The 21,512-nt window shown below is 34.9% G+C and carries 27 protein-coding genes; 17 read left to right on the plus strand and 10 right to left on the minus strand.

Annotated elements, in window-relative coordinates; translation table 11 throughout:
* Positions 1-148: 148 nt before the first annotated feature.
* From motB to BQ5209_RS08765, 6 genes are all read right to left on the minus strand, one after another.
* Positions 149-1,042 carry a flagellar motor protein MotB gene (gene motB / locus BQ5209_RS08740; protein WP_085248159.1) on the minus strand — a complete coding sequence of 298 codons (894 nt, stop codon included), beginning with the start codon at positions 1,040-1,042 and terminating at the stop codon, positions 149-151.
* On the minus strand, positions 1,042-1,929 hold the full coding sequence (motA, locus tag BQ5209_RS08745) for a flagellar motor stator protein MotA (protein ID WP_085248160.1): 888 nt from the start codon (positions 1,927-1,929) through the stop codon (positions 1,042-1,044). The genes motB and motA overlap by 1 nt, the downstream gene beginning before the upstream one ends.
* Before the next feature lie 60 nt (positions 1,930-1,989).
* Entirely contained in the window at positions 1,990-2,595 is a 606-nt protein-coding gene (gene flhC, locus BQ5209_RS08750) for a flagellar transcriptional regulator FlhC (RefSeq protein ID WP_085248162.1), read from the minus strand.
* Between the two features lie 13 nt (positions 2,596-2,608).
* Entirely contained in the window at positions 2,609-2,929 is a 321-nt protein-coding gene (gene flhD, locus BQ5209_RS08755) for a flagellar transcriptional regulator FlhD (protein ID WP_143421893.1), read from the minus strand.
* A gap of 189 nt (positions 2,930-3,118) precedes the next feature.
* Complete coding sequence (locus BQ5209_RS08760; RefSeq protein ID WP_085248166.1) at positions 3,119-3,835, minus strand: RNA polymerase sigma factor FliA; 717 nt, start codon at positions 3,833-3,835, stop codon at positions 3,119-3,121.
* A 165-nt stretch (positions 3,836-4,000) separates the two neighbouring features.
* Positions 4,001-4,813 (minus strand): flagellin N-terminal helical domain-containing protein, encoded by an 813-nt coding sequence (locus BQ5209_RS08765; RefSeq protein WP_085248168.1) that lies wholly within the window; start codon positions 4,811-4,813, stop codon positions 4,001-4,003.
* A 338-nt stretch (positions 4,814-5,151) separates the two neighbouring features.
* Between BQ5209_RS08765 and fliD the strand changes: the two genes are divergently transcribed.
* The 3 genes from fliD to fliT are packed head-to-tail and all read left to right on the plus strand — an operon-like array spanning position 5,152 to position 7,333.
* Positions 5,152-6,585 (plus strand): flagellar filament capping protein FliD, encoded by a 1,434-nt coding sequence (gene fliD / locus BQ5209_RS08770; RefSeq protein WP_085248170.1) that lies wholly within the window; start codon positions 5,152-5,154, stop codon positions 6,583-6,585.
* A gap of 9 nt (positions 6,586-6,594) precedes the next feature.
* Complete coding sequence (gene fliS / locus BQ5209_RS08775; RefSeq protein ID WP_085248172.1) at positions 6,595-6,975, plus strand: flagellar export chaperone FliS; 381 nt, start codon at positions 6,595-6,597, stop codon at positions 6,973-6,975.
* A gap of 13 nt (positions 6,976-6,988) precedes the next feature.
* A complete protein-coding gene (gene fliT / locus BQ5209_RS08780; protein WP_143421889.1) occupies positions 6,989-7,333 on the plus strand; it encodes a flagellar protein FliT in 345 nt (114 codons plus the stop codon).
* Between the two features lie 90 nt (positions 7,334-7,423).
* Here the strand turns inward: fliT and fliE are convergent, their stop codons facing one another.
* Positions 7,424-7,735: a flagellar hook-basal body complex protein FliE gene (fliE, locus tag BQ5209_RS08785; protein WP_208610003.1), complete on the minus strand. Its 312-nt coding sequence runs from the start codon at positions 7,733-7,735 to the stop codon at positions 7,424-7,426.
* A gap of 174 nt (positions 7,736-7,909) precedes the next feature.
* Between fliE and fliF the strand changes: the two genes are divergently transcribed.
* The 14 genes from fliF (at position 7,910) to BQ5209_RS10935 (ending at position 18,974) form a co-directional block, all read left to right on the plus strand.
* Positions 7,910-9,619, plus strand: coding sequence for a flagellar basal-body MS-ring/collar protein FliF (fliF, locus tag BQ5209_RS08790; RefSeq protein WP_085248175.1), 1,710 nt, complete (start codon positions 7,910-7,912; stop codon positions 9,617-9,619).
* A complete protein-coding gene (fliG, locus tag BQ5209_RS08795; RefSeq protein WP_085248178.1) occupies positions 9,616-10,614 on the plus strand; it encodes a flagellar motor switch protein FliG in 999 nt (332 codons plus the stop codon). The genes fliF and fliG overlap by 4 nt, the downstream gene beginning before the upstream one ends.
* Positions 10,607-11,368: a flagellar assembly protein FliH gene (locus tag BQ5209_RS08800; RefSeq protein ID WP_167370335.1), complete on the plus strand. Its 762-nt coding sequence runs from the start codon at positions 10,607-10,609 to the stop codon at positions 11,366-11,368. Before fliG ends, BQ5209_RS08800 begins: the two co-directional genes overlap by 8 nt.
* Before the next feature lies 1 nt (position 11,369).
* Entirely contained in the window at positions 11,370-12,737 is a 1,368-nt protein-coding gene (fliI, locus tag BQ5209_RS08805) for a flagellar protein export ATPase FliI (RefSeq protein WP_085248182.1), read from the plus strand.
* A gap of 9 nt (positions 12,738-12,746) precedes the next feature.
* Entirely contained in the window at positions 12,747-13,211 is a 465-nt protein-coding gene (gene fliJ, locus BQ5209_RS08810) for a flagellar export protein FliJ (RefSeq protein WP_085248185.1), read from the plus strand.
* Positions 13,201-14,343 carry a flagellar hook-length control protein FliK gene (locus BQ5209_RS08815; RefSeq protein WP_085248187.1) on the plus strand — a complete coding sequence of 381 codons (1,143 nt, stop codon included), beginning with the start codon at positions 13,201-13,203 and terminating at the stop codon, positions 14,341-14,343. The genes fliJ and BQ5209_RS08815 overlap by 11 nt, the downstream gene beginning before the upstream one ends.
* Before the next feature lie 173 nt (positions 14,344-14,516).
* On the plus strand, positions 14,517-14,984 hold the full coding sequence (locus tag BQ5209_RS08820) for a flagellar basal body-associated FliL family protein (protein ID WP_085248189.1): 468 nt from the start codon (positions 14,517-14,519) through the stop codon (positions 14,982-14,984).
* Positions 14,985-14,989: 5 nt separating this feature from the next.
* Positions 14,990-16,039: a flagellar motor switch protein FliM gene (gene fliM, locus BQ5209_RS08825; RefSeq protein WP_085248192.1), complete on the plus strand. Its 1,050-nt coding sequence runs from the start codon at positions 14,990-14,992 to the stop codon at positions 16,037-16,039.
* Positions 16,032-16,412, plus strand: a complete 381-nt coding sequence (gene fliN / locus BQ5209_RS08830; RefSeq protein ID WP_085248194.1) for a flagellar motor switch protein FliN — start codon at positions 16,032-16,034, stop codon at positions 16,410-16,412. Before fliM ends, fliN begins: the two co-directional genes overlap by 8 nt.
* On the plus strand, positions 16,412-16,849 hold the full coding sequence (fliO, locus tag BQ5209_RS08835) for a flagellar biosynthetic protein FliO (RefSeq protein WP_085248196.1): 438 nt from the start codon (positions 16,412-16,414) through the stop codon (positions 16,847-16,849). The genes fliN and fliO overlap by 1 nt, the downstream gene beginning before the upstream one ends.
* A 6-nt stretch (positions 16,850-16,855) precedes the next feature.
* Positions 16,856-17,593: a flagellar type III secretion system pore protein FliP gene (gene fliP / locus BQ5209_RS08840; RefSeq protein ID WP_085248198.1), complete on the plus strand. Its 738-nt coding sequence runs from the start codon at positions 16,856-16,858 to the stop codon at positions 17,591-17,593.
* 8 nt (positions 17,594-17,601) lie between these two features.
* Positions 17,602-17,871, plus strand: a complete 270-nt coding sequence (gene fliQ, locus BQ5209_RS08845; RefSeq protein ID WP_085248200.1) for a flagellar biosynthesis protein FliQ — start codon at positions 17,602-17,604, stop codon at positions 17,869-17,871.
* A gap of 5 nt (positions 17,872-17,876) precedes the next feature.
* Entirely contained in the window at positions 17,877-18,671 is a 795-nt protein-coding gene (fliR, locus tag BQ5209_RS08850) for a flagellar biosynthetic protein FliR (protein WP_085248202.1), read from the plus strand.
* Between the two features lie 177 nt (positions 18,672-18,848).
* On the plus strand, positions 18,849-18,974 hold the full coding sequence (locus BQ5209_RS10935; RefSeq protein ID WP_279626444.1) for a hypothetical protein: 126 nt from the start codon (positions 18,849-18,851) through the stop codon (positions 18,972-18,974).
* Positions 18,975-19,493: 519 nt separating this feature from the next.
* On the opposite strand, the gene BQ5209_RS08860 is transcribed toward BQ5209_RS10935, so the two are convergent.
* The 3 genes from BQ5209_RS08860 to BQ5209_RS08870 all read right to left on the minus strand — a co-directional run.
* Complete coding sequence (locus tag BQ5209_RS08860; RefSeq protein WP_085248206.1) at positions 19,494-19,829, minus strand: zinc ribbon domain-containing protein YjdM; 336 nt, start codon at positions 19,827-19,829, stop codon at positions 19,494-19,496.
* 185 nt (positions 19,830-20,014) lie between these two features.
* Positions 20,015-20,977, minus strand: a complete 963-nt coding sequence (locus BQ5209_RS08865; protein WP_085248208.1) for an aldo/keto reductase — start codon at positions 20,975-20,977, stop codon at positions 20,015-20,017.
* A 429-nt stretch (positions 20,978-21,406) separates the two neighbouring features.
* On the minus strand, positions 21,407-21,512 hold a 106-nt coding region (locus BQ5209_RS08870), incomplete at its 5' end, for an EF-Tu C-terminal domain-related protein (protein WP_208610004.1).

Consider the following 21,512-nt stretch of genomic DNA (forward strand, 5'->3'; position numbering starts at 1 on the left):
TTAATAACATCAATTAAAAAAGTAAGTTATTTTTATATCGGCTTCATTTTTGAAAACTTTAGTAATTTTTGCGACAATTTGGAAAATTTTTAAATTTGAGTATTTAAAAATGATATAACGGCTCTTCAGAAGTTAGGTTATTTGATTTTTATTCTGATTTGATTTGTTGTGATTGTCTTAAAAAATTGATGCCGGTCATGTTATTTTCTTCTTCAATATACTGTTGTGCTGTTTTATTCAAAATTAAGATACTAATACGGCGATTTGCATCTTTACTGTAATTAGCATTATTTAGACTAACAGTGTCAGCCAACGCAATAATGCGAATAATCTTGCCAGTATCTAATCCACCAGCAATAAGCTCTCTTCTTGATGAATTAGCTCTATCTGCAGATAACTCCCAGTTGCTATAACCTCGCTCACCTGTTGTATATTGCCGTTCATCAGTATGACCTGATAAAGTAATTTTATTGGGTAACGCATTGATAATTGGTGCTAATGCATGCAAAATTTCTTGCATATTTGGGTCAATAGTTGCGCTACCGACATTAAACATAGGCTTATCATCTGAAGCTAAAATTTGAATACGTAATCCCATTTCAGTTAATTCAATAATAAGATTGGGCGCTAATTTTTTAAGGCGTTCATCAATTTCGAAAATCTCATAGATCTTACGTGCTGCTTCAATCAGCTCTATTTTTTCAAGTTGCTGTTTTTCAACTTCATTCTGTGATGAATTTAAGACATGGTTTTTTTCTTCGCCGAATTGTTTACTCACATCATCACCGCCACCAGGAATAGGACTTTCACTATCACTAATGTTTTTGCCACCATTGTAACCAAGTACTAAAGGGGTTCTAAAGTATTCAGCAATGCCTTTTAACTCTTGAGGTGTCGAGGTAGAAATTAACCACATCACTAAAAATAGTGCCATCATTGCAGTCATAAAGTCGGCGTAAGCGATTTTCCACGAACCACCATGATGCCCACCACCATGTCCCGATTTTTTTTTGACAATTACTCTTACAGATTTATCTTTCATTATTCGTTATTTTTATTTGGATTAGTATTTTTGTCTTTAACTTCTTGTATGTATTTTTCTAATTCAAAAAATGACGGTCTTTCATGCGAGAAGAGCGTTTTTCTACCAAATTCAATACAAATTTGTGGGGCATAATCATGCATACTGGCGATCAGAATCACTTTTGTACACTCTAACATTTTGACCACATCGGCATTTCTTTGCTTCAATAACGATGCTAATGGTGATACAAAACCATAAGCAAGTAAGATCCCTAAAAAAGTTCCGACCATAGCATGCGCAATGAGTTCGCCGAGTTCACTTGCCGGCCTATCAGCTTGTGCAAGTGTATTAATCACACCCATTACAGCTGCAACAATCCCAAATGCAGGTAAACCATCACCAATACTTGAAATGGCATCAACAGGTTTTTCAAGTTCATGGACAAACGTTTCAATTTCTTCACTCATTAGTGTTTCGATTTCAAATACATCCATATTGCCACTAATCATCAGTCGTAAGTAATCAGTGATAAAATCGCAGATTCTAGGGTTATTTAAAATAAGTGGGTATTGTTTAAACAGGTCACTTTCATGTGGATTATCAATATCAGATTCAATCGATAGCCCTCCATTTTGGCGTATTTTCGTCAAAATGCTATACATTAAATTAATCAGTGTTAGATATAGGTTTTTATTATATTTAGATGTTTTAAATAATTGCCCCAAAGACTTAAGTGTTGCTTTTATTGTTTTTTGTTCATTACTGACAATAAAAGCACCAATTGCAGCACCACCAATAATCAACAATTCAAGCGGTTGAAATAATACAGCTAAATAGCCCCCACTTAATACATAACCAAGTAGCGCTGAGGCAATAACGACAATATACCCTATAATTATTAGCATTGACTTTCTTTTTTCTCCATAAAATAACAGTAAACTTTCTGGAATATTTATAAATTTTATCTACGCAGTTATCCGTGTGGCAACGGATGAATTTAAATTGCCCAACGTTGATAACACTTCCAGGCATTTTTCGTTATTTTCTTTTAGTGTTTTATTATTCTTATCAGCTCTTGACGGTGGTTGACATAAACTGCAAGTAAACGTGTTTTGCGGGTGATAAGCGTGCGTAATAAAAAGTCCTCCGCATGCTGTACAATACGATTGTTGCATGATATTTTTTTCGACAAATTTTACTAAAATCCAAGCTCTAGTTAATCCCAAAACAGGTTCATCTTTATGTGAAATTTGGCATTGTTCTAAATAAAGTTGATAGGCCTTTAAAATAGTTTGAATGCAAGACTTCAAACCATTTTTAACTAAAAAAGAGTAAGCATTATAAAAAATACTGGCATGAATATTCGGTTCCCATGTCATAAACCACGAGGTTGAAAACGGCAATAAACCTTTAGGCGGCGGGCAACCTTGAATCTCTTTATAAAGTTTTATAAGCTTATTCCTGCTTAAATTAGTTTCACTTTCTAGCATTTGAATTCTTCCACCTAGGGAAATTAATTTAATAGCCAGTTGGGTTTCCTGATATTTTTGAATAATACTTGTACCTGACATCTTGATTCCTTAGCTATTTATTGATTGAATCTAATAGCAAACTTGATAAAAGAATGCCTGTATGCATCTGTTTAATATCACCAACGCGCGACTCTTCTGTTAGTTTTTTCATCATTTCTGCATTTTCGAATCGTAGCTGAAATGTTAATTGATTAGTTTCTGATAAAACCAACATTTGTGAGGTACTTAAACAACTGAGTATATCAGCTGTTTCTTCATCAATACCCAGTCGATACATTGCCATCACTTTATCTTTTTCAAGCATTCGCTGGCTTAACAGCAGTGTTGACAGATTTAAATGATGTATACATTTAAGAATATCGTCATCTAGTATATTTCCCAATTTAGCCACCAATCTATATTCATTTTATTCGCATAAAAAAACGAATAATCAGTAAAATTAAAATTAAATATTTTTTTCTGTGCGTAAAGTTACATTTTTAAACGCAAAAGGTCAATAAAAAAATCATTTCAATTTATTTTCGATTAATTACATTTTATTTAACTTCTTTTTTTCTTTTTTCTAAAAAGAAACTTTACTTTGTATTCTTTTTATTGCTTGGCTATGTAATTGGCTAACTCTCGATTCGCTAATATTCATGACGTTACCAATCTCTTTTAAATTGAGATCTTCTTGGTAATAAAGTGATAAAACAAGTTTTTCTTTATCTGGCAAGTTTTCAATTTGTTGAATAATTGTATTACGGATTTCCTCATCGATTATTGCTGAAAAGGGATCATTATCTTCTTGATATTCAATAATGGCATCAATGTTATCTCCCAATTTTTTGTAGATTTCATCATATGAACATATTTGGCTACTATTTGAATCTAATAAAATTTTACGATATTCATGAATAGATAATTTTAAATATTGAGCAATTTGATAATCGTTAGGTGCTATACCTAGCTTTTGTTCTAACTCATTCATTGCCGTTGTAACATCTTTTATTTTTTTACGAGTCTGCCTTGGTAACCAATCACGGCTGCGTAGTTCATCAAGCATTGCGCCTTTAATTCTTGGTATAGCAAAAGTGGCAAAGGTATTGCCTTGAGAGATGTCATAACGTTTTATTGTGTCTAATAAACCGATATAGCCAACTTGTAATAAATCATCAAGTTCAACCGTTGCCGGTAAACGAACCGCTAACTTTAAAGCTTCATTACGAACCAGATGAATATATTGTTTCCAATCGATTTGGTTTATTACACCTTGTGAGTTATATAAACTATCATCCATTATTGAACCAATGTAAAAAAAATGCTTAACAGTATTATGACGATAGTTGATGAATTTAATGGGCAGAATAAAGGGCTTAAAAATAGCTAATTATAGTGATTAGTCATAACAGCATGATTAAATGCCGTTATGACTATGAGAAATAACTCGAAATGATAATCCGAATTATTGCAATAAAGAAAGTACAGATTGTGGTACTTGGTTAGCTTGTGCTAATACTGAAGTACCTGCTTGTTGTAAAATTTGACCACGCGTCATGTTTGATACTTCTGTTGCATAATCAGCATCTTCAATACGGCTACGTGCAGAACTTAAGTTATTTACAGTATTGTTAATGTTAGTTACAGTTGATTCGAAACGGTTTTGCACCGCACCAAGTTGTCCACGTAATGCATCAATTTTTGATAATGCTGCATCAATTGTTTTTAATGGATCTTCTGTTGGTGCATCAGAAACATTAAAGGCATTTAAACCAAGCTCAGTACTATCAATTTTTTTCAAATTGATTTCAATGGTTTCACCGTCGTTTGCACCTACTTGAATTTTAAGTGTTTTATCTTCTGATAATACTTTAGAACCATTGAAATCAGTTTGTTTAGAAACACGGTCGATTTCATCTAAACGTTGATCGATTTCGTTTTGAATTGACACTAAATCACTTTCAGAGTTAGTACCATTGGCTGCTTGAACAGTTAATTCACGAATACGTTGTACGTTATTGTTGATTTCATTTAACGCACCTTCTGTTGTTTGTGCAAGTGAAATACCATCATTTGCATTACGAGCAGCTTGCGTTAAACCTTTGATGTTTGATGAAAAACGGTTAGCAATTGCTTGACCTGCTGCATCGTCTTTTGCGCTATTAATACGCATACCAGATGAAAGACGCTCAATAGATGTGCTAAGAACGCTTTGAGAATTGTTAAGGTTATTTTTTGCCATTAAAGACATAGTATTAGTATTAATTACTTGTGCCATTTTTATCTCCGTTAATATAAATAGTAAAATCAACGATATATCGAAATTTAATTCAATACCTTTGCTGATGAATAACTTATCGGTAATAAAATTGGGATCTTTAATTTTTTTAATGATTCTCTTTTTTTAAACAGCAAATTTAATCCAGAATATAATCAATATTAATAAATAAATCATATTATTAACTTATTTTTAAAATAATTTTTTAATGATGACTTTTTATTCATAAGACCAAACGCTTCTTGATACATTAAATAAAAATTTAGTTAATGACTAAATTTTTGAAAAAATTAGCCGATATAAAAAATATTGAATAATTGTGATAGGCAGATTAAATCATGGCAATGAGCGCATTAGGAATAGGTTCGGGGATCGATCTTGGTGAAATTTTAAATCAATTAGAAGCGGCTGAAAAGACACGCCTAACACCAATTACCACTCAACAAAAAGCGATTAATGCCAAAATTAGTGGTTTTGGTAAATTAAAAAGTGCATTAACAACATTTAATACGGCCACGGCAAAACTCCAAAAAAAAGAATTATTTCAAAGTCGAACTGCAACAGGTAATGATAATTATTTTACGGTAAAAGCAAATAGTAAAGCGGTTTTAGGCGATTATGCGGTGACGGTTGATCAATTAGCAACATCGCATAGTGTTGCAACATCGGCAATCAATGATAAAAGTGCTCAATTGGGTAATGACAATCAAACGAGAACTATGACCATTGAACAAGCCAATGGCCATAAACTGAATGTGACTTTATCTAAAGATGAGACATCATTAGAGTCAATAGCAAACGCCATTAACAACGCTCAAATGATAAATGACGATGGCACAACAAGCCCTTCGACAATCAATGCGGCAATTGTTCGTTCGGGGGCAGATGGCTATCAATTAGTGATTACCTCGAAAGAAACGGGGGAACAACAAGCCATTACCTCTATTTCATCCGATGATGATAAGTTAAATAATATTATTGGGTTTGATATTAATCAGACGAGCAATAGTCCTATGACTGAAGTTGCAAAAGCGCAAGATGCTAAGCTTTCATTTAATGGTATTGCAATAACCAGTGCTTCAAATACCGTTAAAGATGTAATAGATGGTGTTGATATAACATTAAAAGCAACCACGACAACCAGCCAAAACCTGACTATAACAGCTGATAACGAAAAAACAGAAGAAGCCATTAAAGAATGGGTTGAAGCATTTAATCAATTACAGTCAACAATATCAACGTTAACTAAGTTCACCGCAGAAGAGAAAAATTCAAAGGAATTAAATAGTAGTAATGGGCCTCTTGTTGGCGATGCAACATTACGCAATATTGATCAAAGTATCCGTTCAATCTTTGCCAAAGGACAATCAGGGGAGTTCTCTGTTTTAGCACAAATAGGCATTAACATGGATAAAAATGGCCAGTTAACGCTTAAAGAAAATGAATTAAAAAAAGCACTGAATGAAAATAGTGATGCTGTGGCAACACTATTTACAGGTGATGGCAAAAACACTGGGATCGCCAATGAGGTTTTTGCCAAAGTCAGTGGATTTATTGACAGTGATGGCATGATTGATTCGGCAACTAATGGGTTGAATACCACATTAAAATCATTAGATAAACGCCATGAACAAGTGAGTAATTCTATTGAACAAACCATTGAGCGCTACCGAGTTCAATTTACTAAATTAGATATTTTAATTAATCAGTTAGATAGCATGAGTAATTATTTAACGACCCAATTTGATATGATGGCAAACTTAAAAAAATAGAGGAAAGTAATGTACAAATTAGGTTCTCAAGCCTATGAGCAAGTAAATTTAGAAACACGTATTAGTCAAGCGTCTCCTCATCAATTGATTGTCTTATTATTTGATGGTGCACTTAACGCAATTAAATTGGCTCGCTTGTATATTCAAAAGGGCAATATTGTAGGTAAAGGTAACGCGATTTCTAAAGCGATTAATATTGTTGATAATGGGCTTAAAAGTTGTTTAGATTTAGAAAAAGGCGGTGAAATTGCCGAAAATTTAGATCGCCTATATCAATATATTAGCCAGCAGTTAGTTTTAGCTAATTTACATAATGATCAAGAAAAACTGCAAACTTGTTTCGATTTATTAAACAATATTGCCGAATCTTGGCGTGAAATTGCAAAATAATAAAAGGCTGATGATGCAAAAAAATAACTTATTAGAACAATACGAACAATTTAATTATGTTGTTGAGCAAATGTTGATTAACGCAAGGGACGAAAACTGGGATCTGTTATTGAGTTGGCAAGCGCAATATCTTCAACTATCAAAAGGTATTATGCTCAATAATGGTTGTGCAATTGAAAATATGCCCTTCCAACATCATGATACCATTAAAATGTATATCAAAAACATAATTAGCTATCAAAAGCAGCTCACGGAATTGATCATCACTCGTCATACAAAGCTTAGAAAATGGATTGGTGAACATGTCGATTATCAGACGAAAATAGACAGCTATCAAGCAATTGCCAACTTAATGTAATTTGATTGATTATAACATTTATCGCTAGAAGTAACGGTCGGCACTAAAAGCGACACAGACAAACAAAATCTAGCATGTAATCGTTATGAATTAGACATTCATATTCATAATTTCTTGATAAGCGGCAACGAGTTTATTACGCACTTGAATACCGAATTGCAATGAAACTGATGATTTTTGCATATTAACCATGACCTCATTCAATGCAATATTTGCATCCCCCATTTCAAAAGCTTTAGCTTCATTATTTGTACGTATTTGTAGTTGACTTATCTTATCTAAAGCGGTGTTTAATTCTGCAACAAAATTTTGTTTATCTGCAAAACGTGTGTTTTTTGAAATTGACGTTGATTCATTTAAATGAGTAAATTCAACTGAATTTAACATATTGATTGTATTCATCTTAATAATAACTTCTTTTATTTTTTGTCAATGTACCGCTAAATTTAACATAAAAATAAAAAATCAAAAGGTTTAAGTAAGGGAAAAACTGCACGCTTTTCTCGCCATTGAATTTTTCAAATACATGGATAATAAATGACAGAGTTAATCTAAATAGTTTAGAGTCAGGATGCTATGGCTAGCGAAACAGTCAATAATAAAGGCGAATCAATCTTAAATAAATTGCCTTTTATAAATCAACTAAAACAAAATACCAAAATGGCGTTATTAATTGCAGGTGTCATTACAATTGCGATTATTAGTTTTATTTATTTATGGGCTAAAGATGAGTCTTATAGTGTTTTATTCAGTAATTTAAATGATAAAGATGGTGGCGAAATTATTAGTCAGCTTGATAAGATGAATATTCCTTATCAATTTTCATCTTCTGGCTCCACTATTTTAATTCCACAAGACAAAGTTTACGATACCCGATTACGTATTGCACAACAAGGTTTACCTAAAGGTGGATCGGTGGGTTTTGAATTGCTCGATAAAGAAAGTTTTGGTATGAGCCAATTTAATGAACAAATAAATTATCAGCGGGCTTTAGAAGGGGAATTATCTCGAACCATATCCATCATTAGTAGTATTGATGATGCTAGAGTGCATTTAGCGATGCCTAAGCCATCTTTATTTGTCAGGGAAAGAAAATCCCCTTCAGCATCGGTAGCATTAACGTTATTACCCGGTCGCTCATTATCACAAGGTCAAATCGATGCCATTATCCATTTAATTTCAAGTAGTGTGCCAGAATTACATGCAGATAAAGTGACCATTATTGATCAGCATGGTCACCTATTAACTGGAGATGGCTACCGTGATAGAAATACCAATGTGGCTCAACTTGAATTTAGTGAGCGAATTGAAAATAGTGTTCGCCAGCGAGTAGAAAAAATCATTATCCCAATTTTGGGTAAACAGAATGTTAAGGTACAAGTTAATGCCGATGTTGATTTTAGCCGACAAGAATCGACTTCTGAAACTTATGATCCAAATAGCGATAGTGCCAATCAAACGATTCGCAGTAAGCAACAAGTCGAAAATCGCCAATCTGCCAATAGCTATGGTATAGGTGGAGTACCTGGGGCATTATCAAATCAACCTGTACCAACATCTAGCGCACCAATTGATGAACAAGATGAATCGGCTGAAAAAAATGATAAACAGGCATCTTACAACTTACAATCAAATAATACCGTTAATTTTGAAGTCAATAGGCAAGTGATACGCAGTCAAATACCAGAAGGTCGGATCAAACGTTTATCGGTTGCTGTTTTAGTTAATTATAAATTTGTCACAACCGAGTCAGACAATGCTAAGTCTGAAGATGATGACAATCAGTCACCTTCCATAACAGAACAATGGGTAAAACTAGATAATGATGAGCTAAAAAATATTGAAGCACTCGCACGTCAGGCAATGGGATTTTCTGATCTACGTGGCGATACATTAACTGTTGCGAATTTGAAATTTACCGATCAAGCACTTGAAGACGATGACAATATCGCATTTTGGCAAACCAATGAATTTTATGATTCTGTCAAAACAGGTATTAAATATTTAATTTATATTCTCATTTTCTGGGTTATGTGGCGCAAGGTATTACGTTCATTATGGTTAAAATTACAACGTCAATTCTTCATCGAAAAAGAGGAATCATTGAATCCTAAATCAATGGTAGAAGAAAAATTAGATTATAAAGCACACAGTAAACAACAGCACAAAATATTTGAAGATAATATGCAACAACAACAGCACATACGCAAACTAGTTGAGAAAGAACCTCGTGTTATGGCTTTAATTATTCGTAATTGGATCAATAAAGAGGACACTACACAATGATTTTAAGTGAATCTCAAAAAGCAGCTGCGCTTTTAATGGTGTTAGGTGAAGGACTTGCCGCACAAGTAATGCAACATCTTAACCAAAAAGAGGTGCAACAAATCAGTAGTGCAATGATGTCATTACCTCAGTTTTCGCAAGAACAATTAAAAAGCATACTTAATGAATGCCAAGTGGCTCTTGAAGAATGTGCAGTTTTACATACCGATCCAGATGGTTATTTACGTTCAATATTAGGGCGCTCACTGGGTAGTGAAAAAGCGGAGCGTTTACTTGATGAATTATTAGATACGGGTCATGAAGAAGCCACCGATGGTCTTGAAATGCTTAACTATGTTGATGCAACAAGAGCGGTTGATCTGGTCAAAAAAGAACATCCACAAATCATTGCAACTATTTTAGTCCATTTAAATCGTGATTTAGCTGCAGAAATTTTAAATCTATTTGACGATGAGTTGCGTAACGATGTCATGTTACGTATTGCGACTTTTGGTGGGGTTGAGCCTTCCGCACTGCAATTACTTTCATCTTCATTATCGACATTATTACATGGTCAAAATATCAAACTTAATAATCTTGGCGGAATACGTACTGCGGCAGAAATTATTAACTTAATGAAAACACAACAAGAAGAGCAGGTTATTAATGCATTGCGTGATTACGATGGAGAGTTAACGCAAAAAATTATTGATGAAATGTTCTTGTTTGAAAATCTGGTTGAAGTTGATGATAGAAGTATCCAACGCTTACTTAAAGAAGTCGATAATGAAATATTGATCATTGCATTGAAAGGGGCATCAGTTGAATTACGTGACAAACTATTGAGTAATATGTCACAACGTGCAGCCTCTATTTTACGTGAAGATTTAGAAAATAGACCACCTGTACGTTTATCTCAAGTAGAAACTGAACAGAAGAAAATTCTGGCTATTGCTCGTCGATTAGCTGAAAGTGGAGAAATGATTCTAACTAGCGGTGATGATGAATATGTATAAGCAGCCCAATAGATTAAATTGGGAACCACTAAGCTTTCGGGATTTAGCATCATCCAAGCTATCAGAATTAAGCAAAAGCAATGAGATTGAGCAACTAGAGGCTAGTGAACCAACGTCTGATTCTGAGCATGAGCCTATTGAAACTATTGAGCCTAATGAGATCGAACAAACGCTGGATCAATTAAAACAGCAGATTGAAGCACAAGCCTACCAAGAAGGATTTAATTTAGGTCGATCTGAAGGTTTTGAGGAAGGTAAACAAGCGGGCTATGAACAAGGATATCGCCTTGGGCAACAAGAAGGACGTGAACAAATTGAGCAGGAGCTTAATGAAGAAAAGCGCAAAACAGCTGATGCTATAACCGAGTTAGTCAGTAATTTTCAGCAATCAATTAATGATATTGATGAGTTAATTGTGCCTAAATTGCTTGATTTGGCATTAATCGCGGCTCAAAAAACAGTAGGCAGTATTGCTAAAGTAAAACAAAAGCAGTTAAGCCATACCATACAAACGTTAGTTGAGCAGTGTCCAATTTTATCAGAACCGATGACATTACATCTTAATCCTACTGATTTGCAATGGTTAGAACCCCTGTTTCATGACGAAAATCAGCAATATCAATGGCAATTAATTGCCGATGCTAACATTGAAATCGGTGGCTGCAAAATTTTAACCGATACTAATGAAATTGATACCAATATCAATCACCATTGGCAAATAATGTCTGATAGCCTAAAAGAGGACGATCATTAACATGAAATACTCGTCACAATGGCTAAGTAAAATTGACCAAGCAACCCAACAACTACAATCACTATCGTTAATTCGCCAATACGGACGCTTAGTTAAAGCATCGGGATTGGTGCTTGAAGCTGTTGGATTAAAATTACCTTTGGGATCTAACTGCCTAGTTGAACGACAAACCAATGGTCAAACTGAGCCAGTTGAGTGTGAAGTGGTTGGCTTTAATGATAAAACACTTTACTTAATGCCGTTTGAATCAACCGACGGTATTTTATTAGGCGCACGCGTTTATACCAAACAGTATGATCTAACGCACTTTAGTCATAAAGTTTTACCAATGGGAATGGGATTATTAGGGCGAGTAGTTGATGCTATGGGGAAACCTTTAGATGGTAGAGCGTTACCAGATCTGGTTGAGTATGAAGGATTATCTCATAAAGCGATTAACCCATTACAACGCACTCCTGTTCATCAAGTACTCGATGTTGGCGTCAGAGCCATCAATGCGTTACTCACGGTTGGTAAAGGGCAACGCATGGGCTTATTTGCAGGATCCGGGGTTGGCAAAAGTGTCTTACTTGGCATGATGGCGCGTTACACACAAGCAGATATTATTGTTGTCGGTCTGATTGGCGAACGAGGGCGTGAAGTTAAAGATTTTATCGAAAATATTTTAGGCGAAGAAGGATTAGCTCGAGCAGTTGTTATAGCCGCTCCTGCCGATGTATCACCATTATTGCGCTTACAAGGAGCTGCATACGCAACAAAAATTGCCGAAAACTTTCGTGATAAAGGGTTTAACGTTTTACTTATTATGGACTCGTTAACGCGTTACGCAATGGCACAACGAGAAATTGCTTTAGCGATAGGAGAACCCCCTGCAACAAAAGGCTATCCCCCATCAGTCTTTGCCAAATTACCGGCATTAGTTGAAAGAGCTGGTAATGATGAAAACGGAAAAGGCTCCATTACAGCATTTTATACGGTATTGACAGAAGGTGATGATCAACAAGATCCGATTGCCGATTCGGCCAGAGCGATTTTAGATGGGCATATTGTTTTATCTCGCTCGCTAGCTGAGTCAGGACATTACCCAGCTATTGATATTGAAGCTTCAATCAGTCGGGTGATGACTGATCTTACTGCGCCAGAAGATGAAAAAAAATCCCGATTATTTAAACAACTGTTTTCAAGTTTTCAACGCAACCGTGATTTGATCAATGTAGGGGCTTATGTAACAGGTACTGATCCTTTATTAGATAAAGCAATAGTATTGTTTCCTACCATGCAAAAATTTTTACAACAAAGTATTAATGAACACTGTAGCTATCAAGATGCTTATCAACAATTAGTGAGTATTGTCGGATCAACAAGTTAGGGAAGAGTAATGGTAAATAAAAATTCTGGGCAATTTGCGTTTTTAACATTAAAAAAACTAGCAAAAAAATCGGTCGATGAGACGTTACTTAAGTTAAAAAAAGCACATGAAAACCACCACCATGCACAATCACAACTGCATGTATTAAATGACTATTATGCCGAGTATCAACAAAAATTAAATAACGCTTTATCTCGTGGTATTAAAGGTGGTGAACTGAGTAATTTTAACGCCTTTATTGCAACCATTGAGCAAGGCATTGCACAACAGCAAAAAGTATTGTTAACGTTGGATATTAAACAAAAACAAATAACCAATCAACTTAATCAATCACAAAAAAGCCTAAACACCTATACAACACTATTAGACAAGCACTATAAAAAACAGCAACAGCAACAAAATCGCTTACAACAAAAACTGACAGATGAATTTGCGCAGCTACAACTAGCAAGGAGAGCATTAAATGAATATTAATCTTATTAATGATTTTAACCAAACCACTTCTCATCACTCAAACAATGTTGAAACGGGAGTGCTGGCTGATAATAATGATTGTTTTCAAAAATTATTGCAACTCAGTGAACATCAAGCAGAACAAGAAAAAAAACCAGTTAACGCCAAGATAAAAATGACGGGTAATAACCACGAAGAGAGTAATCCCGATGCTGATATGTCAATGACAGCGATTTATCCGTTTAATATACAAGATAGTGAACAAGAACAACGACTTTTTATCAATACAGAACAAAATCGTGATAGTTCTGAAAAATTAAACGCTCATTTATTGTCAGACAGTGTGATAAGTGAACAGGCAACGCAGTTACTTACTTCTATTTATGATAGTGAAGATTTAATTAATAAAGTAACACAGCAAACAGATATAACCTCATTATCGAACGATAACAAAGGGGTGAAGATTAACTTTGCGCATAAAAAAGCAACCGGTATTAAAGGTGATGTTAATAATCATCGGATTAATCAAGCAAAGAATACTCAAAATGCTAATGATATTATGCAAAAATTTGCGACGGCTCAAACACAATTTATAGCAAGTCATTGTGATAAAGATGCGGCAGTTCATACCAATCAAGAATTATCGTTGATGCCCCATGCAAATGGACTAAGTTCACTATTATCGCCATCTAATGCTACCGCCACATCAGCGACAATCAATTTATCAACACCAATGAATATAATGCAATGGCAAAGTTCATTAACTGAACAAATTATTATGTTTAATCGTCAAGGTATTCAAACTGCCGACATCAAATTACATCCACAAGAGTTGGGGTCATTGCATATTAAACTGGCGATGAATGACGATAAGATGCATCTTAATATGATGGCTGCACATAGTATTGTTAAAGGTATGTTAGAATCGGCATTACCCTTTTTAAAAACATCATTGGAAGATCAAGGTATTATGCTAGAACAAGCCAATATTGGTGACTTTTCGATGATGAACGATTCACAGCAATCCGCCATGCATCAATCAACAAAAAGATCACTACCAACAGTACAAACACTTGATGCAACCGATGTGCATGTTGAGCAAATGATTGTTGAAAATAATTCACAAAAATCAGGTCTTAGCATATTTGCTTAACAATTAACATTATTTTTTTAATTTTCGAGGTAAATAAATTGAAGCGCATAAATAGGCAATGTTTTATTGCCTATTCTTCAAATCGATTTTAAAAATATGCTTTATTATTCTTGTAACCATATCCAGTTAATGGATTAGAGATCTGTTTAAATTTTATAGAGACAAGAATACATATGCCTACAGCTTCAAAAAAAGTTAGTGCTTTAAATTTAATCCTCATTCTTATTACACTATCAGCGATAGGCTTTGCGGCTTATTTGTGGTTTCAAAGCCATTCACCAAACACCAATACAGTGCCAGAAGAACCTAAAATCATGTCACCTGTATTTTTAACATTAAAACCATTTACGATTTCATTACCTGTTTCAGAAGATAATATCGATATCAACAAAATCATTTATATTGGCATCGTTTTGCGTGTTGCGGATGAAAATCAAAAAACGGTGCTATTAGATTATTTGCCTGAAGTAAGAAGTGATGTACTTCTTTTAACGTCAAATCAAAATATTAATCAATTAAAGCTAGAATCGGGGAAAATCAATTTACAAGAGCAGATAAAAAATACGCTATCTCGACACTATGATGCAAAAAATTCGGTAAAAATTGATGAAGTTTTATTTACTGATTTTATTATACGGTGATGATTATGCCCGATAAGATCGAAACCACAACAGGCATAACTGAAATTGATGATGTTACACAACAGCATGAAAGTGTTGTGATAACTGAAGATAATAGCAATATTGATGATTCCGTTATCTCATTACCTTCAGGGAAAAAGGCCGAGGTTAAGCCCTATGATCTATCGGTCAAACATCGCTTTATTCCTGAGCGTTTAACTGCATTAGAAATTATTAATGAACGTTTTGCTCGTCAGTTTCGAATTGGTTTATTTAACCGATTACGTCGTAATACTGATGTGGTTGCATCGCCTATTGAACCACAAACATTCAAAGAGTTTTCTGATATTTCATCAGCAAATCATTTAAATTTAGTGCATCTTAATCCATTAAGAGGTTCAAGCTTATTCTCATTTTCACCTGAATTAGTCTTTATTATTGTCGATTCATTATTTGGTGGTGATGGACATACAACTCAAATAGAAACAGAAGGGCGTGAGTTTACCCATACCGAACAACAAATCATTAAACGGGTATTAGAGTTAGCTTTAGTTATTTATCAAAATGCATGGGCTGATGTCTACCCGATTGAAGCCGAATATATTCGCTCTGAAATGCAAAGTAAATTTACCAATATTACCAGCTCACCTGATGATATTGTGTTAACAACAAATTTTAAAGTGGAAGTGGGTCACAGCAAAGCAACCTTTTGCGTTTGTATTCCTTATTCTATGGTCGAACCAATCAAAGAGCTATTAATCAAACCACCTATTGAACAACAGACTTACCAAGATGATAAGGTTTGGATGAGTTCATTAACCACTGGCATCAAACAATCAACCGTCGAATTAGTGGCTAACTTTACCCATATTCACACAACCGTTAACAAACTGTTAGCCTTAAAAGTGGATGATATTTTAGTGATCGACAAACCAACAAGTTTAGATGTAACAGTCGGTGGCGTACCAGTATTAAAAGGCCATTACGGTAAAGTAAATAAACAATATGCAATTCAAGTAGAACAGGTCATTAATCCTGTGATAGAACAATTGAATGAGGGAGTGTTCAATGACTGACACCAAACCAAATCACGACGAAAACCAAGAAGCAAAAGTAGCGAGTGACGAGCTCATCACTAAACAAGCGATTTTTGAAACATTATCTCCGCAACATGCGGAAGACAAAAAGCAAGATATTAATCTTATATTGGATATTCCCGTAGAATTAAGTGTCGAACTTGGCCGAACCAAAATAGCCATTAAAGATCTGTTAAACCTAACTCAAGGATCGGTCATTGCATTAGATGGACTTGCCGGCGAACCATTGGATATATTAATTAATGGTTATTTAATTGCCCAAGGTGAAATTGTGGTGGTCGGTGATAACTATGGTGTGCGCATCACCGATATTATTACCCCATCAGAGCGTGTACGAAGATTGAGTCGTTAATGGCAATAAAGCAAACAGATTTGACACAAGCAATGGTTCCAACCGCCAACACCAATACCTTATCGGTGCCATCTTCTCAGGCCAATATTTACACCGAAGTTGGATCGTCAATGGGATTAATGCTGATTGTGGTCATTGGTTGTATTTTATTGTTAGCATGGCTTGCTAAACGAATGGGTTGGAAAAAAAAGGCCGACCAATGGATTGATGTCAAAGCCACATACACTATTACGCCTAAAGAACGTATTATGGTGGTTCATGTTGATAACCAACTATTAGTAGTGGGCGTTACTTCTCAACAAATGACTTTATTACATACCATCGATGAACAACGCAGCAAAATGTTACTTGCACAAAATGCGACAGAAAAAAAACTGACGAAAACCCACGCATTTCAGCAGATATTACAATCCGCTTTAAAAGCGAAAAAGGAGTAACAATAAGTGCGGTTAAATTTAACTATTTTGCTAAGCTTATTGTTGTTTAGCCTATCAAGCCATGCTGAAATTCCTGCATTATCCGTCATGAACCAGCCCTTGAGCGGTGGGCAAAATTGGTCATTACCCGTTGAGACATTAGTCTTTTTGACCTTACTCACTTTTATTCCAGCAATATTACTTTTGATGACCAGCTTTACACGCATCATCATTGTGTTAGGTCTGTTACGTAATGCCCTTGGTACGCAATCAGCGCCCCCTAATCAAGTTATTTTAGGAATAGCGCTTTTTATGACCTTTTTTATTATGTCGCCGGTGATTGATAACATTTATCAAGACGCTTATGTGCCCTATTCGCAAAATCAAATCACCATGCAAGAAGGTTTAACTAAAGCAACAAAACCGTTAAAAGAATTTATGCTTACCCAAACGCGAGAAAACGACCTAGCATTATTTGTGAACATGTCTCATCAAAACGACATTCAAACACGCCAAGACATCCCACTAAAAGTGTTGGTTCCTGCCTTTGTGGTGAGTGAATTAAAAACAGCATTTCAAATCGGTTTTACTATTTTTATTCCTTTTTTAGTCATTGACCTTGTGGTTGCCAGCACGCTTATGGCATTAGGGATGATGATGGTACCACCAGCAACGGTATCACTGCCATTTAAGTTAATGTTATTTGTATTGGCTGATGGTTGGCACTTATTACTTGGTTCGCTAGCACAAAGCTTTTTTAGTTGAGTTTCACTATGTCACCTGAATATATTAGCACCTTAGCAACGCAGGCCATAAAAGTCGCTGCATCACTAGCAGGACCGTTACTGTTAGTAGCATTAGTAACAGGGCTAATCATTAGCTTATTACAAGCGGCAACGCAAATTAACGAAATGACATTATCATTTATTCCCAAAATTTTGGCGGTCATTGCCGTATTAATTATTTTGGGACCATCCATGTTATCAACGATGATTGATTATATTCAAACCGTTATCACTGACATTCCTAACTTAACTAGTTAAATTAGATGGATTTTAACAGTTACACTCTATTTAATATTCATTTCTTTTCTTGGGCTAAGGACTGTTTTTTCCCCTTTGTGCGTATTTTAGCATTGATCATGGTTGCCCCTATTTTTGGTGAAAAAGAAATTCCCAATCGCATTAAAATTGGTTTGGCACTACTGATTGCAATTGTACTGCCACTTCCACCTCTTGATGACAATATCAAAATATACTCTTTGATAGGAATATGGATTATCGCGCAGCAAATAATGATCGGTGCGCTAATTGGTTTTACCATGCAGATGGCATTTATGACGGTTCGATTTTCAGGCGAATTAATTGGCATGCAAATGGGGCTGGGAATGGCGACTTTTTTTGACCCTATTGGCGGCCCATCCACATCGGTATTATCACGCTTAATTAACATTATTGCTCTATTAATATTTCTAAGTGTTGATGGCCATTTATGGCTGTTATATGGTATATCAAATAGTTTTGAAATTATTCCAATTGCTGTGATGCCATTGCAAGCAAACGGATACTTAGCACTTATTGATGCCAGTAAATTATTATTTATCAATGGTATTATGTTAGCACTCCCCTTAATGACCTTACTGTTAATCATCAACATATCATTAGGGTTACTTAATAGAATAACGCCACAATTGTCTATATTTGTGGTTGGCTATCCGGTGACACTATTATTAGGGCTAGTCATGCTCACTTATTTAATTACAACATTGCCGGCGTTTGCAGAATTTATTTTTGAACAAATATTTGAGCGCATTGCTACCCTATTGCGGTATTTAACTCAGTGATACTTGCCAGCAACAAACATCATTAAATTATTATTAGATGTTTAATATTCACTATTCTATCGTTGAACAATAATTTATTTGGCATAATAAACAATGATAAACTAAGCAACCGGAAGCAAGTCTTATTTATTATTCTAATTATTTACTTGTTCAATGATGATGGATAAGCAATTAACTATGAACAAAGAACAAGAATTAATAAAGCAGGCAGAAAGACTGGCTTTACTTCCTGATTGCGCAGAACCTTTTGAGCAACTTAAGGCTTTACTCAAAGATGAAACCGATCTTGAAATGAGGTCTTGAGTTATTGCATTTTTCTATATAGCATTTGAAGAGGCGTTATGTTCAAAGGATCATTTTAATATGCTTAATAATAAAGTCAGCAAGCTTATTAACCCTTATCCACTGCCTGATGATGCCGAGAAGCAATTAGACCTTATAATAGAACAGACTGATAACGGATATGAAAGATTGCTATTAGATCGGTCTCACCAAGACCTCTTTATTCAACGCCATCAATCATCAAATCAAACAATATTGTTATTTTAGCTGGCTAACCGCAGAAAACATTTACAAAGTACCGATGTAATTTTTATTTGCTTTTTGTAGCTATTGAGCGAGATTTATATAATAACATATTGATTTATTTATAAATATAAAAAATTAGTCAAATAAAAACTTAAATAAAATCAATACCCTACCTGAATATTTTTTATTGTATAATAAAGCATATTAAGCAATATCTAAAACTAAGCACCTTAATGCTGATAAAATCAGCATTAATCGCGTCTTTTGATTAGGCTTTTTAATGAAACTTTTTGATTAAGCCTTTTTAACAAAGCAGGCTTTAAGCATAATTTTCATGCCATCGATTTTACAGTCGATCTCGTGATCGCCTTCGACTAAACGAATACCTTTGGCTTTAGCCCCTTTTTTAAGTACTGTTGAAGAGCCTTTTAATTTCAGATCTTTAATCAAAATAATATCATCGCCGTCAGCAAGTAAGTTACCATTACTGTCTTTTACTTGTAATCCAGCATCAGAAGATACCTCTTCGTTGGGATCCCATTCGTGGGCACATTCAGGGCAAACATAAAACGAACCATCATGATACGTATGTTCAGATTGGCAAACAGGGCAATTAGGGATAGATTCCATAGTTTACAATTCTTCCAGATTAAATAAAAATGGCGTTTACTATAGCAAAAAAATGCTATTAAGTCATTGCGTTCACAGTTAGGATTCTATTAAATAGCTGTTTCGTTCTTTTAAAAGGCTATTGGATGTGTGAGCAAGCCTCGGGCGTTTTATCCATTTGGTGATAAAACGCCTTAACCCACAAGTTAAATTGCACCAACAATACGATGTGGTATATATTGCTCTTCTAAATATGTGATATCTTCTTTCGATAATGAGACCTTCAGTGAACCAGCAGCATCATCTAAATACTCGGTTTTAGTAGCGCCAATAATTGGTGAGGTGATACCTTTAGCAAATTGCCAAGCTAATGCTATTTGTGTCATAGTCACGCCATATTTTTCGGCAAGTTCATTGACTCTTTGCACAATATTGGTATCCGTTTTTTGGGTGCTATCATATTTGGCAATAGCAACCTGATCGGTTTTACTACGCAATGTATTGGTTTGCCATGCTAAACGAGCAAGTCTACCAGCAGCCAAAGGGCTGTAGGGAGTTAGTGAAACATTGAATTGTCGGCAGATAGGAATTAACTCACGCTCATCTTCTCGATACAGTAAGTTATAGTGATTTTGCATCGACACAAAAGGCGTCCAACCGTTTTCGATAGCGGTGAGTTGCATATTATGAAATTGATATCCATACATAGCCGAAGCGCCTAATGCTCTCACTTTGCCTGCCTTGACAAGATTATGTAATGCCTCCATTGTCTCTTCTATTGGTGTTGTATAGTCAAAACGATGAATGATATATAAATCTATATAGTCCGTGCCAAGCCGTTTAAGCGAACCATTAATTTCTGTTTCAATAGCCGCTTTGGAAAGATGCCCCTCATTAAAATAGACTTTAGTTGCAAGGACCACTTTTTCGCGCGGTATGTTTTTTTTAATTGCTCGCCCTAAATATTCTTCGCTTGTACCAGCCGAATAGGTGTTAGCGGTATCAATAAAATTAATGCCTAAATCTAACGCATGTTTGATAATTGCTTCACTTTCATCAGGATTAAGCGTCCATGCATGCATTTTACTGGCAGGATCACCAAAACTCATACACCCTAAACAAATACGAGATACTTGAATATTAGAATTGCCAAGTTGTAGATATTCCATAACATCCTCTCTTTCTAATAAATGAATTTGAATAAATTTTATTTTTCTAATAAGCCAAGACACACACTATTGATACATCTATTGTAAACACTATATTTGTTGAGATAAATAAGGTATGAGTTGATAGTCTCATGAATTAAATTCATTAATAGCAAGATTATGCATAATTTTAAGTTATAAAATTACTTTTGATCATCAATCAACGAACTCAATGTAAGGACAGATAACTCAGCAGTCATATTGATAGATTTTTAGTGGTAGGTCTGAAATATGGACATTTCACAAGACTTGAACAAAGTAATGAGCTAGCTAATTTAATTTAAAAATGGATGAGCTTATTGATGAGAAAATAAAAAAGGCACACAGCGTGCACCTTTTTTACTGATAATAAAGAGCATCAATAGTTGCTCTTTATGATAGCAAGTTAAATTACTTAATAACTTTAGCAACAACACCTGCACCAACAGTACGACCACCTTCACGAATCGCAAAACGTAAACCTTCTGCCATCGCGATTGGGTGAATTAATGATACT

This window comes from Gilliamella mensalis (assembly GCF_900103085.1).
In the GTDB taxonomy this organism is placed as follows: Bacteria; Pseudomonadota; Gammaproteobacteria; order Enterobacterales; family Orbaceae; genus Gilliamella; species Gilliamella mensalis.

What these genes read in the sequence shown, in the direction of transcription:
- fliG (WP_085248178.1), top strand. Translation starts at nt 9,616, where the DNA reads ATGATTTTAAGTGAATCTCAAAAAGCAGCTGCGCTTTTAATGGTGTTA.
- fliI (WP_085248182.1), top strand. Translation starts at nt 11,370, where the DNA reads ATGAAATACTCGTCACAATGGCTAAGTAAAATTGACCAAGCAACCCAA.
- BQ5209_RS08800 (WP_167370335.1), top strand. Translation starts at nt 10,607, where the DNA reads ATGTATAAGCAGCCCAATAGATTAAATTGGGAACCACTAAGCTTTCGG.
- BQ5209_RS08765 (WP_085248168.1), bottom strand. Translation starts at nt 4,813, where the DNA reads ATGGCACAAGTAATTAATACTAATACTATGTCTTTAATGGCAAAAAAT.
- fliT (WP_143421889.1), top strand. Translation starts at nt 6,989, where the DNA reads ATGCAAAAAAATAACTTATTAGAACAATACGAACAATTTAATTATGTT.
- fliJ (WP_085248185.1), top strand. Translation starts at nt 12,747, where the DNA reads ATGGTAAATAAAAATTCTGGGCAATTTGCGTTTTTAACATTAAAAAAA.
- fliO (WP_085248196.1), top strand. Translation starts at nt 16,412, where the DNA reads ATGGCAATAAAGCAAACAGATTTGACACAAGCAATGGTTCCAACCGCC.
- fliF (WP_085248175.1), top strand. Translation starts at nt 7,910, where the DNA reads ATGGCTAGCGAAACAGTCAATAATAAAGGCGAATCAATCTTAAATAAA.
- fliQ (WP_085248200.1), top strand. Translation starts at nt 17,602, where the DNA reads ATGTCACCTGAATATATTAGCACCTTAGCAACGCAGGCCATAAAAGTC.
- fliS (WP_085248172.1), top strand. Translation starts at nt 6,595, where the DNA reads ATGTACAAATTAGGTTCTCAAGCCTATGAGCAAGTAAATTTAGAAACA.
- BQ5209_RS08760 (WP_085248166.1), bottom strand. Translation starts at nt 3,835, where the DNA reads ATGGATGATAGTTTATATAACTCACAAGGTGTAATAAACCAAATCGAT.
- fliN (WP_085248194.1), top strand. Translation starts at nt 16,032, where the DNA reads ATGACTGACACCAAACCAAATCACGACGAAAACCAAGAAGCAAAAGTA.
- flhC (WP_085248162.1), bottom strand. Translation starts at nt 2,595, where the DNA reads ATGTCAGGTACAAGTATTATTCAAAAATATCAGGAAACCCAACTGGCT.
- fliD (WP_085248170.1), top strand. Translation starts at nt 5,152, where the DNA reads ATGGCAATGAGCGCATTAGGAATAGGTTCGGGGATCGATCTTGGTGAA.
- fliR (WP_085248202.1), top strand. Translation starts at nt 17,877, where the DNA reads ATGGATTTTAACAGTTACACTCTATTTAATATTCATTTCTTTTCTTGG.
- BQ5209_RS08815 (WP_085248187.1), top strand. Translation starts at nt 13,201, where the DNA reads ATGAATATTAATCTTATTAATGATTTTAACCAAACCACTTCTCATCAC.
- BQ5209_RS08860 (WP_085248206.1), bottom strand. Translation starts at nt 19,829, where the DNA reads ATGGAATCTATCCCTAATTGCCCTGTTTGCCAATCTGAACATACGTAT.
- BQ5209_RS10935 (WP_279626444.1), top strand. Translation starts at nt 18,849, where the DNA reads ATGAACAAAGAACAAGAATTAATAAAGCAGGCAGAAAGACTGGCTTTA.
- fliE (WP_208610003.1), bottom strand. Translation starts at nt 7,735, where the DNA reads ATGAATACAATCAATATGTTAAATTCAGTTGAATTTACTCATTTAAAT.
- motA (WP_085248160.1), bottom strand. Translation starts at nt 1,929, where the DNA reads ATGCTAATAATTATAGGGTATATTGTCGTTATTGCCTCAGCGCTACTT.
- motB (WP_085248159.1), bottom strand. Translation starts at nt 1,042, where the DNA reads ATGAAAGATAAATCTGTAAGAGTAATTGTCAAAAAAAAATCGGGACAT.
- BQ5209_RS08820 (WP_085248189.1), top strand. Translation starts at nt 14,517, where the DNA reads ATGCCTACAGCTTCAAAAAAAGTTAGTGCTTTAAATTTAATCCTCATT.
- BQ5209_RS08865 (WP_085248208.1), bottom strand. Translation starts at nt 20,977, where the DNA reads ATGGAATATCTACAACTTGGCAATTCTAATATTCAAGTATCTCGTATT.
- fliM (WP_085248192.1), top strand. Translation starts at nt 14,990, where the DNA reads ATGCCCGATAAGATCGAAACCACAACAGGCATAACTGAAATTGATGAT.